We start from the raw sequence: 13118 nt of genomic DNA on the forward strand, positions 1-13118 counted from the left end.
TCCAGAGAGTTAAAGCAACACATTGACAGGGTTCGCACTTAACTGATGCTCATTATCCGGTCGTTGCGTGGCATATTTATGACAAGTTGATAAAGCTTTCGAGACACTTGCCAAGCCTGTTGCTTTGAGGTTGACTGTGGGTTGGCAGGAATCGGGTCACTTTGGGAGCAAAGGATGTTAAAAAAATACCTGCAGCAAATCCGTCAGGGTAAGCCTGTGCATTACGGTCGTATGCTGGAGTTGTTGCCGCCGCTGTTTTATCAGAAAAAGTCCGAGATGTTTAAAGTGCGGCAGTTGGGCTCGGGCCGCTGGCAGGTCAGTATTTTATCTGAAGTTTTGTTTAGCCAGCTTGAGCAGCAGGCGCTGCAGCCAGCCTCACGCAAAGAGGCGGCTCAGATTGGTGATTCGCATCAGGTCAATACCTCTTTTGGTTACCAACTGGTGTATCACGAGTTATGCCAGAACCGGCAACCTGAAGTCGTGGTGTTGGATGGCACCGATAAATTCCAGAGTTATCAGGCGAAACCTACCTTGTTGCTGATTGAAAATGAAGAATGTTTTTTCCGTTATCCGGAGCTCTTGCCAGTCTGTGGTCAGATGCTGGCGCTGGATTTTTCTTTGCACAACACTGACATTGGTTTCGCTTCGGGTAGTAAAGCCAGTTCAGCTTTGCTGATGCCTTTTTACCAGCAATACCAGCACATTTATTGCGCTTTTGATTTCGATGCGGCAGCGTTGGAGCTGTTTGATTTATTAAAGCAGCGCTTGGGTGACAAACTCAAGTTTGTTACACCGGCAGATTTCAGTCCCTGGCAGGCGTTGTTCAACAACAAACCCAAACACCCTAATCAGTTGGCAAAAGCTCTGGAACTAGCAGAGAAGCACCACTTTTATGGTTTGTTGGATGCGTTGCAGCAAAAAGGCTGCTTTTTGGAGCAAGAGGTGCTGTTAGAGAAATAACAGCTTTAGTGGTGATATCCCAACTAAGCAACTACAGTGTTCAGCAGAGCAAAGGTCCGGTTAAATTTGCTTTAAATCAATACGCTGTGTCTGTTATTGGGTTGTGGGGCTACTAGGTATAACTACTAAGGGGAAATCTGACTATGTATAAAAATCTGTTGGTTGTTTTTGTAGTGATGATGTTTAGCTCGTTGGCCCAAGCCGCGGGTGCTTTAGCTATTGATGAAAATCAGGGCGATCAATATGGTTTTGCCTATGACTATGCTTCAATTTCAGAAGCCTCAGAGAGAGCTTTATCAGAGTGTGGTGGAAATTGCAGTGTAGTGCAGGTATTTGAATCGGGTTGTGCGGCTTATGCTGCTGACCAGACCGCAGGCAGTACCATTTATGGTTGGGCAACCAGCAGTGACGGTGGCGATGCTCAATCTCAGGCGTTGCAGTACTGTTCAAGTTATGGCGGCAGTCAGTGTATGGTGCGCAGCTGGGGCTGCAATTCTCAGTAAATGATGGGCTGGACTAGCGCCAGACATGACAGGTCTTGTTACTGTTTGGCGTAATTTAAAGAATTTAGTTTTAGTGTCTCTATTTATTCATCTTGCCACTCTATAGTGATGTTTTGCTTAAAAAGGTTCAAAACATGCTTGTCAGAGTTTGCTTATTATCTGTGTTGTGGTTGTGTTGCGATGCACAAGCCGCATCACCTTTGAAATTAAATCAATTGCAGTGGATAGGCTCACACAACAGCTATAAGCAGGCCTTGCCTGATGGAGCTAGCAGCTATATGCAGCAACAAGGCCAGGATACTTCGTCATTGCAGTATCAGCATTTGCCTTTGCAGCAGCAGTTGGAGTTGGGTTTACGTCATCTGGAGCTGGATGTCCTGGCGGATCCTGAAGGAGGTATGTATCTCCAACCAGCAGCCGAACAATGGTTGGGCAAGTCCTTGTTATCAGAGGAATACAAAACCAAGTTACGGCAACCCGGCTTTAAAGCCTTTCATATACCGGATTTGGATTTCGCCTCCCATTGCCCATTATTTCAGGATTGTCTGCGCCAATTACTTACATGGTCAAAACAACACAAAAATCATTTACCTGTGATCATTTTACTGAATGTCAAAGAAAGCGGCGTAGTAGGTGGGATTCAGCCCCGAATTCTGACGGTGGAAGATTATGCCCGCTTGGATCAGGAAATTCGTGCTGTATTACCGGAAGATAAATTACTGACACCTGATTTTGTCCGAAAACCTGGCTTTAGCTTACAGCAAACAATAGTCACCCAAGGTTGGCCAAGTGTCGCTTCGTCCCGCGGTCGTTTTGTATTCTTGTTTGATGGCCAGCCAGAACAATTGGAGCTGTATCGCAAGCAACATCCATCTTTAGCAGGGCGGGTGATGTTTGGTAATTACCCACCAGCCAGCGAAGAAGCTGCCATGGTGCTGCAAAATCAGCCAGAGCAGCAGTTTGATACCATAGCTAAACTGGTGCAATTGGGTTACATAGTGCGCACCCGCAGTGATGAATTTCATCCAACAGCCTATTCCATTTCGCGACGTGACAAGGCTTTACAAAGTGCTGCTCAGATTATCTCCACTGACTTTTATCCACAGGCACCACAACAAACACCTGATGGCAAAGCGGTGCAATTTCCGGATCACAGCCTTTGGCGTTGTCATCCCCAATTAAGTTATGCCAACTGTGTGATTTCAGAATAACGGATCTGCAGTCTGGTAAGCAAAAGTGTGGTTGATGTGTTTTTCAGTGCTGCTGCGGACAGGGCTATCTTTGCTGATTGGTGCAAAGATAGCCTCAAAGCGGATGGCTTTCTATTCTTGAGTGTACTCAGTGACTTCGTAATATTCCTGTTGCAGGATGTTTTTACGACAGATATGGATTTTAAGGTTGGAGCTTCTCATCCGCTCTATACCGCAATGCATATTCTGAACATCTACGCCGTACTTACTTTTCAGCTCCTGATAGATAGGCTCTAGTGAGGCCAATTGCGCTTCGGTCAGATTTGAAGTGACCTGCTTATAAGATTTTTCCCAGTCTTTATTACGCTGTTCCAGTGACAAGCGCATCCATGACAAACCTTCTTCCACATTCACCGGAAGTCCGCCTTCACCAGAGATCATCATCATACCTAGCAGGTATTGAGGATGTTTTTCACCATAGTAGGCAAAACGCTTTAGCTCAGGTAACGCTTCTTCAAAACGCTGGGTCCGGATTTTAAGCATCAGGTTGTCATAATCTGTCGAATACAGGTAGGAGCGTATTCTGGTTTTTTTCCCTTCTTCAGCTGCAGATACAGCAGGTACCACTAATGCTGCGAAGAGCATTGAGATCAGTAATGTTTTCATCTTTCAGTCCATCCATTGATTTAAATTAAGCTGATAATAGCAAGAGAACTGAGGCAGTGTAGTTGATATTTGTAACATTAAGTTTCAAATAAGTAACATCAATTATGTTTTTAATGAGTTGAAAAACAAGTGGTTAGTCTTTTTTTTTGATGTTTTTGTACTGAGATGTTGATACATCTGTATCAAAGTAGAGTCTGTCTTGCCGGGGCAGTGAAGACGATGGGCGGCATCAGGCGGGGTTTCAAATGAATGGGTAAATAGGCAAGCTGTATATTGAGATTGAGCGAGCAGACGAGCACGGCCTGAATGAGAGATTCAGGCCGTTATTCGTAGCATAAAAGCAGTGCTTGTTATTATTTCTGCTGGTGCAGTTGCGCTCTTAAAGCTTGCAGTTCCTGCTTGATATCGGCCAGTTGCTGATGCATTAGCTGCTGTTCTGCCTGCTCTGCTTTTTTATCTTCAGCACGTTCTGCAGCATGCTCCTGATCGGTAAAGGTTTGCATGGTGTTGACGATAATGGCGATAAAAAGGTTCAGCATGGTAAAAGTGGCAATCAGGATAAAAGGCACAAAAAAGGCCCAGGCAAAAGGGAACTGTTCCATCACAGGGCGGGAAATGCCCATAGACCAGCTTTCCAGCGTCATCACCTGAAACAAGGTATAAAACGAGGCGCCAATAGAACCAAACCATTCAGGAAAAGCACTGCCGAACAACTTAGTAGCGATCACAGCAAAAACGTAATAAATCAGCAGCAACACCATAGCGATAGAGCCTAAACCAGGTAAAGATCCCAGCAGTGCTGAAACCACCCGGCGCATTGAAGGCACGATCGACAATAAACGCAACACCCGCAGTACCCGTAAAGCCCGTAGCACCGAAAACTGTCCTGTGGCTGGCATTAGAGCTATACCAACAACCGCAAAATCAAACAAACTCCATGGATCTTTAAAAAAGCTGACACGATAGGCAAAAATCCGCAGCAGCAGTTCCAGCACAAAAACCGACAGTAATATCTTGTCGGCAAGCAGGATCACAACACCAAAGTCTTGCATCAGCGTGGCTGAGGTTTCCAGCCCTAGCAGAATGGCGTTGATTAAAATAAGCACTAAGATGCCGTTGCTAAACCAGTTTTTCTCTACCAGTTGTTGCACTTTGTGTTGCAGCTGTTGTTTCATTTTTCCCTCTGAATATTCAAAAATATGCCGCATTGTATCTGCCGCTTTGTGACTTTGATAGCGGGTGTTCAGGCCAAGATCTGTGTTGTCAAAATAATGTCCCTACTACTGGCTTATATCTTGCTTTGCTGTTGGCAAGGACTAAAGGACGCATTTTATGAAACTGGATAACAGCAATCTTTTTGAAACATTAAGCCAAATCCGCTCTGGTCAGTATTCGGCTATATATGCGGCTGCTGCGAAGAAGGAATCTCCATCTGTGACTGATCCTGCAGATAAACCTGTGGACAATGGCACAGGGCAAGTGGGCGACGGCAAGACCTTGACCTTTGATACTATGAGCCGCAAGCAATTATCCGACTGGCTGACTAAGGGGCTGGAAAGCGGTAAAATTCCGGCAGATCAGGAGCAGGCGTTTCGGGTCTTGTTGTATTCAGGCAAAACAGAAAGTTCTGGTGACGAAGCCAACTCAGACACAACGGCTATCAATTTTATGGAAAAAGCTCAGGACGCGATAAAGAGTGCTGCGCAGCGCAATGATAAAAGCTCAGTGCAGTTTTGGGCCAATGCGATGGCAACTATGAATCAATTTCAGGGTAAAGCAGCATAAGGCAGTGGATACTGCCTTATCAAAATTGTTACTCAAAGGGTGACAATAAAGTGCGCAGAGCAGGGCGTAACGCCAGTAATATCGTATCTTTTTGCAGTTCAGGATACAAAGTCCGGCGTATCGCCAAACCTCCTATCATGGCAAAAATAACATTGATACGGGCATCCAGTTCTTTGTCTGTTGAATCCTTCACCAGACTTCGCTCGCCTGTTAACAGGCGCCGCATCCGCGCTCTGGCATGGGTATCGGATTGTTGCATCAAAAATGCCATTTTCTGATTGCGGGCCGCTTCTGCCAGCATTTCCAGCTCTAATGCATTTTTTTCTTTGTCAGTGTGACGTTCAACACCATGTTCGGCACCGTCCAGCATAATAGTCAGCAGATCGCCCGGATCGTCTTCAAATTGCTGAAATATAGAAAACATTTCCTCCATATCCCGCTGAATAATAGCTTCGATAATGGCTTCTTTGCTGTCGAAATAGTTGTAAATATGGCCTGCGCTCATCCCTGCAGTTTTTGAGATCTCAGCCATACCAGCACCATGGTAACCTTTGCGGCGGAAACAATCCGCTGCCGCTGTCAGTACCTGATTTCTCCGCGCTTCTGCTAACGCCGGATCTGTATGTCTTTTTGCTGTTTTTTCTGTCATGGGGAACTCCAACACCGGGTCTTTCGACCCGGTGATCACGCATTAATCGGCTGACGTGTTACTGTTCTGCCAGCCACCGCCGAGCACTTTATACAAACTAATCTGGCTGGCAAGTAAAGCTTGCTGACCGCTGATTAATTGTTGTTGTGCGCTGTACCAGGAACGCTGAGCGTCCAGTACCTGCAGATAACTGTCAGCACCTTGTTTAAAGCGTGCTTCGGATAACAGAAAGCTTTGCTGATTACTGTTAGCCAGATCCTGCTTAGCCTGCAACTGCGCCGCATAACCTTCACGATCCGCTAAGCCATCAGACACTTCGCGAAAGGCTTGCTGGATTTTTTGCTGATAAGTCACCAGTGCGACTTGCTGCTGTGCTTCGGCCACCTCTAAATTGGCTTGAGTACGACCCATATTAAAGATAGGCAGGTTGATGGATGGAATAAAACTCCAGCTGCCTGAGCCACCTTTAAACAGATTATCCAGTTCAGCCGAGGCTGAGCCCGCATTGGCCGTTAAGCTGATGCTGGGGAAAAAAGCCGCTTTGGCTATGCCTATATTGGCGTTGGCGGCCAATAAGTCATGTTCTGCCGCTTTTAAATCTGGTCGTTGTTGCAATAAATCAGAAGGTAAACCCGCTGGTAATTCAGGTAACTGCAGCAGTTTGCTTAGCGGTTGATCTGGCAGTAGATCGTCTGATACTTGTGATCCAGTTAACAGATCCAAGGCATTTTTATCCCGTTGCAGCAGACGCTGATAGCGGGCTATATCCACTTTGGCTGTCGCTACAGTACTTTTAACTTGCTGCAGTGTTAAAGCTGAAGCAGCACCTAAGTTGTAGCTCTGCTCGGTCAGTTCCAGCGTTTTTTGCTGGCTGTGCAAGGTATGAGCTGCCAGTTCCAGCAACTGCTGATCGGCCGCATAAGTGAGCCAGGCATTGGCGAGCTCGGCCACCAGACTTATCTGGCTGCTTAATTGCGCCTGCTCTGTTGAATACAGCTGCTGCAAGGCTTGTTCTGACTGATTGCGCACTTTGCCCCAGAAATCCAGCTCGTACGAGGTGATACCCACAGTCGCGCTGTACTGCTGATTGATTTGCGCATTGCCAGTGCCGGTTAAGTCGGCCGGTAAACGCTGGCGTGTGCCTGACGCATTTAAATCCAAAGACGGATACAAGGCCGAGTCTTCAATCTGATACAAAGCTCGGACCCGCTGCACATTCAGTGCAGCGATTTGTAAGTCTTTGTTGTTCGCAAGGCTGAGCTCTATCAGCTGTTGCAGCTTAGGGTTACTGAAAAACTGTTGCCAATGCAGCTCTGCCGCTTTGGTGCCAGAACCTTGTGCAGCTGATGCGTAAGCATCAGGTACAGGCAGTTCAATAGCTTGTTGTTCTGGCGCCAGTTGACAGGCACTTAATACCAAAACGGCCAGAGTGCTTAAACTTAATGTTTTTAATTTCATTCTGCTTTCTCCTGTGCTGCTATATGTTTGCCAGGGAATACACGGCGAACCAGCACAAAAAACATCGGCACAAAGATCACGGCCAGAATAGACGAAGCTAAAGTACCGCCTATCACTGAAATGCCCAGAGCATTCTGAGCTCCTGAACCTGCACTGGAGGCTATAGCCAGCGGCAATACGCCACAAATAAAGGCCATGGACGTCATTAAGATAGGGCGCAGACGCAAACGCACTGCTTCAATGGCTGCTTCCACTAAACCTAAGCCCTGTTCCATGCGATGGATAGCAAACTCCACGATCAAAATGGCGTTTTTAGAGGCTAAACCTATGGTGGTTAATAAACCCACCTGCAGATAGATGTCGTTTGACAGGTTGGCAACAAGAGCAGCCAGGGCAGCACCAAATACACCCAGTGGTACTATCATCATGACAGCTGCAGGTACAGACCAGCTTTCGTACAAGGCTGCTAAACACAGGAACACCACCAGCAGAGATAAGGCGTAGAGTAAAGGTGCCTGACCACCACTTAAACGCTCCTCGTAAGAGATACCTGTCCACTCATAAGCAAAACCCGGTGGTAACTGTTTGGCCAGTTTTTCCATTTCATCCATAGCCTGACCAGTACTGTAACCAGGCGCTGCAGCGCCCTGAATTTCCATAGAGGAGAAGCCGTTGTAACGCTCCAGGCGAGGAGAGCCGTAGGTCCAGTGTGAGCTGGCAAAGGCTGAGAATGGCACCATCTCACCCTGACTATTGCGCACATACCATTTGGTTAAGTCCTCTGGCACCATACGGCTGTCCGGAGTACCTTGCAGATAAACTTTTTTCACCCGGCCGCGGTCAATAAAATCATTAACGTAACTGCTACCCCAGGCTGTAGCCAGCGTACTGTTGATATCGGCCTGGCTGACGCTTAAAGCTTCAGCTTTGGCTAAGTCGATGTCCAGTTTCAGCTCAGGCATATCTTCCTGACCATTTGGACGCACACCAGCTAGTACCGGGCTTTGAGCGGCCATCCCCAATAATTGGTTACGGGCAGCCAGTAACTGGTCGTGACCTAAGCCAGCTCTGTCCTGTAAATGCAGGTTAAAGCCGTTGGCCGTACCCAGCTCTACCACTGCTGGTGGCGGGAAGGCGAACACAAAAGCTTCTTTGATGGTGGAGAAATAGCCCATGGCTTTGCCTGCTACTGCTCCTACAGATAAGTCGTCACGCTGACGCTCATCCCAGTGTTTTAAGTTTACAAAACCTAAAGCTGCATTTTGGCCTGAACCTGCAAAACTAAAGCCAGTGACGGTGAAAATAGATTTCACGGCTTCACCTTGTTCTTGCAGGAAATGGTGTTCCATTTTCTCTACAACTTTCAGGGTTTGTTCTGTGGTTGAACCTGCTGGCAGCACCACCTGGTTAAACAAAATACCCTGATCTTCGTCTGGTAAAAAGGCTGAAGGCAACTGACTGAAAATAAATACCATACCGCCAACAATCAATGCATAACCCAACAAGTAGCGTTTGCTTTGCTTGATCATACGACCGACAAAACTCTGTGCGCCTTGATTGGTTTTATCAAAACCACGGTTAAAGCCAGAGAAAAACTTACCTAAGACAGAGCTGTCATCATGCACATGGCTTGGCTTTAATAAAGTGGCACATAAAGCTGGTGTCAAAATTAAAGCCACCAGTACCGACAGAGCCATAGCTGAGACCAGAGTGATAGAGAACTGGCGGTAAATCACGCCGGTAGAGCCACCAAAAAACGCCATAGGCACAAACACAGCTGACAGCACCATGGCGATACCAACCAGCGCACCTTTGATTTCGTCCATCGATTTACGGGTAGCTTCCAGTGGCGACAAACCTTCTTCGGTCATCACCCTCTCGACGTTTTCGACCACTACTATAGCGTCATCCACCAGTAGACCTATGGCCAGCACCATTGCAAACATGGTCAGGGTATTAATGGAGTAACCAAAAGCCGATAAAATAGCAAAGGTACCCAGCAAAACCACAGGCACAGCTATGGTAGGAATTAAAGTGGCGCGGAAATTTTGCAGGAACAGATACATTACAAAAAATACCAGCACTACAGCTTCAATTAAGGTGCTGACTACTTTTTCAATAGATAAAGAAACAAAAGGTGTAGTGTCGTAAGGCACCACAGACTTTAAGCCTGCAGGAAAAAAGGGTTCCAGGTCGGCCAAGGCTTTTTTCACGCCTGCCGCTGTTTCCAACGCATTGGCACCACTGGCCAGTTTGACACCTAAACCAGAAGCAGGTTTGCCGTTAAAACGGGCTACAACACCGTAGTTTTCACCACCCAGCTCAACTTTAGCTACATCAGCTAAGCGCACTACTGAACCGTCACTGTTGGTTTTCACCAGAATCTGACGGAACTGCTCCGGCGTTTGCAGACGGCTTTGGGCAGTGACTGTCGCATTCAGTTGCTGGCCTTCAATAGCGGGCATACCACCTAACTGACCTGCAGACACCTGAGCATTCTGTGCACTAATAGCTGCACTGATATCGGCAGTCGTCAGCTTATAATTTTGCAGTTTTGCCGGGTCTAACCAGATACGCATAGCGTACTGAGAACCAAACAGCTGTACTTCACCTACACCATTAACACGCGAAATAATGTCCTGCACGTTTGATGCGACATAATCACCTATGTCGATGTTGCTCATGCTGCCGTCTTCAGACACAAAACCTGCGACTAACAGGAAGTTACGTGCTGATTTAGCTACAGAGACACCCTGACGCTGAACTTCCTGCGGTAACAGAGGAGTGGCAAGCGCCAGTTTGTTCTGCACCTGAACCTGAGCTATATCCGGGTTGGTATCGGCACTGAAAGTTAAGGTTAAAGTCACAGAACCATTGGATTCAGAAGTGGATGACATATACATCAGGCCATCCAGACCTTTCATTTTCTGCTCTATAACCTGGGTGACTGTATCTTCCAGAGTACGGGCAGAAGCACCAGGATAGCTGGCGCTGACGCTGATAGCAGGTGGTGCTATCGATGGATATTGTGCTATTGGCAAAGTGTTGATGGCTAATATACCTGCCAGCATCACCACTATGGCCAACACCCAGGCAAAAATCGGCCTGTCGATAAAAAATCGTGACATCAGGATTCTCCGTTGGCTTTACTGTGAGTTGGCTTGAGCAGCTGCATCGGTCGGAACAGCCTGCACTGGTGCACCAGGACGTATTTTCTGTAAGCCTTCAATAATCAGTTGATCACCGGCATTTAAGCCGCTGCTGACCAGCCAGTCTGAACCTATAGTGCGGTCGGCTTGTAAAATACGGGCTTCTACTTTGCCTTCTTTACCAATCACCATGGCTGTAGCTTCACCTTTGCTGTTACGGCTGATACCACGTTGTGGTGCCAGAATAGCGTTGGCTTTTATCCCTTCAACGACTTCAGCCCGCACATACATACCTGGTAGCAGTAACTTTTCAGGGTTAGGAAATTGTGCTCTTAAGGTGACAGAACCAGTGCCCGGATCCACAGTCACTTCCGAAAATTGCAAAGTACCTTTGTGTGGATAAACAGAGCCGTCTTCCATTTTCAGCTCAACGACGGTTTGAATGGCAGCATCAGAACCTAAAGCACCGGATGCCAGCGCTTTTTTCAGTTGTAGTAACTCGTTGCTCGACTGCGTCAGGTCGACATAAATTGGATCCAACTGGGTCACAGTCGCTAAAGCTGTCGTTTGATTGGCGCTGACTAAAGCACCTGCTGTCACTGCAGACTTACTGATCTGGCCGCTGATAGGAGATAAAACTTTGCTGTAGTTCAGATTAATCTGGGCTGTTTTCAGCTGAGCCTGAGCTGTCAGTAAATCGGCCTGAGCTTGTTTATAGCTGGCGTCCGCTTCATCAAACTCCTGCTGACTGACAGCTTTAATTTTTAACAATTCGGTATAGCGGCTGGCTTTAGATTTGCTGCTGGCAATGCTGGCCTGAGCGCGGGCAACCGCTGCTTTAGCGCTTGAAAGCTGTGCGTCAAAACTGGCAGGGTCGATTTGATACAAAGCCTGACCTGCTTTTACTTCACCACCTTCGGTAAATAAACGTTGCAGCACTATGCCGTCGACCTGAGGGCGGATTTCGGCAATTTGTGAGGCGGCAACACGGCCTGGTAATTCTTTGGTCAGGGTAACGGCCTGACTTTTCAGTGTGACTACACCCACAGGCATGGCCTGAGCCGCAGGAGCTGAGGCTTGTTGAGCCTGGCCACAACCGGCCAAAGCAACAGAGCCCGCCAGGGCAGATAGGGCAAAAAATACAATGCGGGAACGCTGCATGTTTAAAATCTCCATTTAGAGTGAACGTTCATTCTAAGTTAATTGGTTGGATTTTTCCAGCTTGATTTGTCGCCGTTTTATGGGCTTTGGTCGTTATCGGAACTACAAAGAGGCAGTGACTGACCTTGTTTCAGATCAAAGCAGGTAAAAAGCCGATGCTTTAAACTGCTGCCACCTTTGACGGGATAACAGAGAAAAGTTCAATGCAGGTGTTATGGTCAGCTGAGTTAATACAGAAGTATTCGGTGAATGGTCCCCGTTATACATCGTACCCAACGGCTTTATCTTTACAGCCTGATTTTCCTTCATCTGCTGTACAGGCGGCTTTGGCCAATTCAGCTTCAGAGCTGTGTTTGTACCTGCATATCCCGTTTTGCCAACAGCTGTGTTATTACTGCGGCTGTAACAAAATAGTGACCCGCCATAGTGAAAAAGCAGATGTGTATCTACAAAGCCTGGCCAGGGAAATGGCGCTGTATCAGCCGTTACTTTCAGATAAAACCATTTCTCAGCTGCATTTAGGTGGCGGTACTCCTACTTTTTTAACACAAGATCAGTTATCCAGGCTTATGCAGTTACTCAGACAACATTTTGTATTTAAAGCCGATGCTGAACTTTCGATAGAAATAGACCCACGCAGTTGTAGTCTGGAAAAGCTGGCTCATTTACGCCAACTGGGTTTTAGCCGGGTTAGTTTTGGTGTGCAGGACTTTGACGAGCAAGTGCAAATCACCATTAACAGAGTGCAAAGCGAAGAGCTGGTTCAGGCTTTGGTGCTGGAAGCCAGGCGTTTAGGATTTAGCTCTATTAATCTGGATTTGGTGTACGGCTTACCTTACCAAAGACCGGAGCGATTTTTACAGACGCTGCAAAGCGTCCTGCAGCTTGATCCTGACCGAGTGTCGTTATTCAGTTATGCCCATATGCCCACCCGTTTTGCCGCCCAGCGCAAAATTCCTACCCAAAGCCTGCCGCAGGCTGAAGATAAGCTGGCTTTGTTGCAACTGGCTATCAAAGAGTTCAGTGAAGCTGGCTATCAATGTATTGGTATGGATCATTTCGCCAAAACCACAGACTCTTTAGCCATAGCCCAGCAACAAGGTAAATTACAGCGTAATTTTCAGGGCTACACCACAGCAGGGCAAGACGCTCTGATTGGCTTGGGTGTGTCGTCTATTAGTCAGGTCAATGGTGTGATCTGGCAAAACCAAAAAGAACTGCAAGATTATCAGCAACAGCTTTCTGCCGGACAATTGCCACTGGAGCGGGGTTTTAGTTTAAGTCAGGATGATAAAATCCGCGCCGCATTAATCAGCCAACTGATTTGCCATTTTGAATTAGATATTCCGGCCTTTTGCCAGCGCTTTGCTATACAGGATTTCTGGCGTTATTTCGCCGATGCCTTACCTAAGCTCGACCCATTGATTTCCGATAGTTTAGTAGTCTGTTCTGACACTTTGATTCAGGTCACTCCCTTAGGTCGGTTATTGGTGCGTTTGGTTTGTGCCAGTTTTGACCGTTACCTGCATCAGGCCAATAGCTTGAGTTATTCCAAAGTGGTTTGATCCAACGCAAAACTCAGATAAAAGCAGGCGCT

At 47.0% G+C, this 13118-nt stretch carries 11 protein-coding genes; 5 read left to right on the forward strand and 6 right to left on the reverse strand.

What is annotated here, in order from left to right:
• Positions 1-174: 174 nt before the first annotated feature.
• The 3 genes from LSG34_RS07060 to LSG34_RS07070 all read left to right on the forward strand — a co-directional run bounded on the left by LSG34_RS07060 (position 175) and on the right by LSG34_RS07070 (position 2674).
• Entirely contained in the window at positions 175-960 is a 786-nt protein-coding gene (locus tag LSG34_RS07060; protein ID WP_233008122.1) for a hypothetical protein, read from the forward strand.
• Between the two features lie 143 nt (positions 961-1103).
• Positions 1104-1463 (forward strand): DUF4189 domain-containing protein, encoded by a 360-nt coding sequence (locus LSG34_RS07065; protein ID WP_233008123.1) that lies wholly within the window; start codon positions 1104-1106, stop codon positions 1461-1463.
• 134 nt (positions 1464-1597) lie between these two features.
• On the forward strand, positions 1598-2674 hold the full coding sequence (locus LSG34_RS07070; protein WP_233008124.1) for a Ca2+-dependent phosphoinositide-specific phospholipase C: 1077 nt from the start codon (positions 1598-1600) through the stop codon (positions 2672-2674).
• 111 nt (positions 2675-2785) lie between these two features.
• Here LSG34_RS07070 and LSG34_RS07075 read toward each other — a convergent pair whose 3' ends face one another.
• Both LSG34_RS07075 and LSG34_RS07080 read right to left on the reverse strand, forming a co-directional pair.
• Positions 2786-3319, reverse strand: coding sequence for a hypothetical protein (locus LSG34_RS07075; RefSeq protein ID WP_233008125.1), 534 nt, complete (start codon positions 3317-3319; stop codon positions 2786-2788).
• A gap of 353 nt (positions 3320-3672) precedes the next feature.
• Positions 3673-4494 (reverse strand): ion transporter, encoded by an 822-nt coding sequence (locus LSG34_RS07080; protein WP_233008126.1) that lies wholly within the window; start codon positions 4492-4494, stop codon positions 3673-3675.
• Between the two features lie 157 nt (positions 4495-4651).
• On the opposite strand from LSG34_RS07080, the gene LSG34_RS07085 reads away from it, so the two are divergent.
• On the forward strand, positions 4652-5104 hold the full coding sequence (locus LSG34_RS07085) for a hypothetical protein (protein WP_233008127.1): 453 nt from the start codon (positions 4652-4654) through the stop codon (positions 5102-5104).
• Between the two features lie 28 nt (positions 5105-5132).
• On the opposite strand, the gene LSG34_RS07090 is transcribed toward LSG34_RS07085, so the two are convergent.
• From LSG34_RS07090 to LSG34_RS07105, 4 genes are read right to left on the reverse strand one after another with little or no spacing between them, the layout of a single operon-like run.
• Positions 5133-5753, reverse strand: a complete 621-nt coding sequence (locus LSG34_RS07090) for a TetR/AcrR family transcriptional regulator (RefSeq protein WP_233008128.1) — start codon at positions 5751-5753, stop codon at positions 5133-5135.
• Positions 5754-5795: 42 nt separating this feature from the next.
• Positions 5796-7211, reverse strand: coding sequence for an efflux transporter outer membrane subunit (locus tag LSG34_RS07095; RefSeq protein WP_233008129.1), 1416 nt, complete (start codon positions 7209-7211; stop codon positions 5796-5798).
• A complete protein-coding gene (locus tag LSG34_RS07100; RefSeq protein WP_233008130.1) occupies positions 7208-10339 on the reverse strand; it encodes an efflux RND transporter permease subunit in 3132 nt (1043 codons plus the stop codon). Before LSG34_RS07100 ends, LSG34_RS07095 begins: the two co-directional genes overlap by 4 nt.
• 18 nt (positions 10340-10357) lie before the next feature.
• Complete coding sequence (locus LSG34_RS07105; protein WP_233008131.1) at positions 10358-11521, reverse strand: efflux RND transporter periplasmic adaptor subunit; 1164 nt, start codon at positions 11519-11521, stop codon at positions 10358-10360.
• A 203-nt stretch (positions 11522-11724) separates the two neighbouring features.
• Between LSG34_RS07105 and hemN the strand changes: the two genes are divergently transcribed.
• Positions 11725-13086 (forward strand): oxygen-independent coproporphyrinogen III oxidase, encoded by a 1362-nt coding sequence (gene hemN / locus LSG34_RS07110; protein ID WP_233008132.1) that lies wholly within the window; start codon positions 11725-11727, stop codon positions 13084-13086.
• The last annotated feature ends 32 nt before the right edge of the window (positions 13087-13118 follow it).

The sequence above is a fragment of the Rheinheimera faecalis genome, assembly GCF_021290965.1.
GTDB classification, from domain to species: domain Bacteria; phylum Pseudomonadota; class Gammaproteobacteria; order Enterobacterales; family Alteromonadaceae; genus Pararheinheimera; species Pararheinheimera faecalis.

Bases quoted from the DNA above. Each gene is read 5' to 3' on its own strand.
- LSG34_RS07095 (WP_233008129.1), bottom strand. From the start codon at position 7,211: ATGAAATTAAAAACATTAAGTTTAAGCACTCTGGCCGTTTTGGTATTA.
- LSG34_RS07080 (WP_233008126.1), bottom strand. From the start codon at position 4,494: ATGAAACAACAGCTGCAACACAAAGTGCAACAACTGGTAGAGAAAAAC.
- LSG34_RS07075 (WP_233008125.1), bottom strand. From the start codon at position 3,319: ATGAAAACATTACTGATCTCAATGCTCTTCGCAGCATTAGTGGTACCT.
- hemN (WP_233008132.1), top strand. From the start codon at position 11,725: ATGCAGGTGTTATGGTCAGCTGAGTTAATACAGAAGTATTCGGTGAAT.
- LSG34_RS07085 (WP_233008127.1), top strand. From the start codon at position 4,652: ATGAAACTGGATAACAGCAATCTTTTTGAAACATTAAGCCAAATCCGC.
- LSG34_RS07105 (WP_233008131.1), bottom strand. From the start codon at position 11,521: ATGCAGCGTTCCCGCATTGTATTTTTTGCCCTATCTGCCCTGGCGGGC.
- LSG34_RS07065 (WP_233008123.1), top strand. From the start codon at position 1,104: ATGTATAAAAATCTGTTGGTTGTTTTTGTAGTGATGATGTTTAGCTCG.
- LSG34_RS07060 (WP_233008122.1), top strand. From the start codon at position 175: ATGTTAAAAAAATACCTGCAGCAAATCCGTCAGGGTAAGCCTGTGCAT.
- LSG34_RS07090 (WP_233008128.1), bottom strand. From the start codon at position 5,753: ATGACAGAAAAAACAGCAAAAAGACATACAGATCCGGCGTTAGCAGAA.
- LSG34_RS07100 (WP_233008130.1), bottom strand. From the start codon at position 10,339: ATGTCACGATTTTTTATCGACAGGCCGATTTTTGCCTGGGTGTTGGCC.
- LSG34_RS07070 (WP_233008124.1), top strand. From the start codon at position 1,598: ATGCTTGTCAGAGTTTGCTTATTATCTGTGTTGTGGTTGTGTTGCGAT.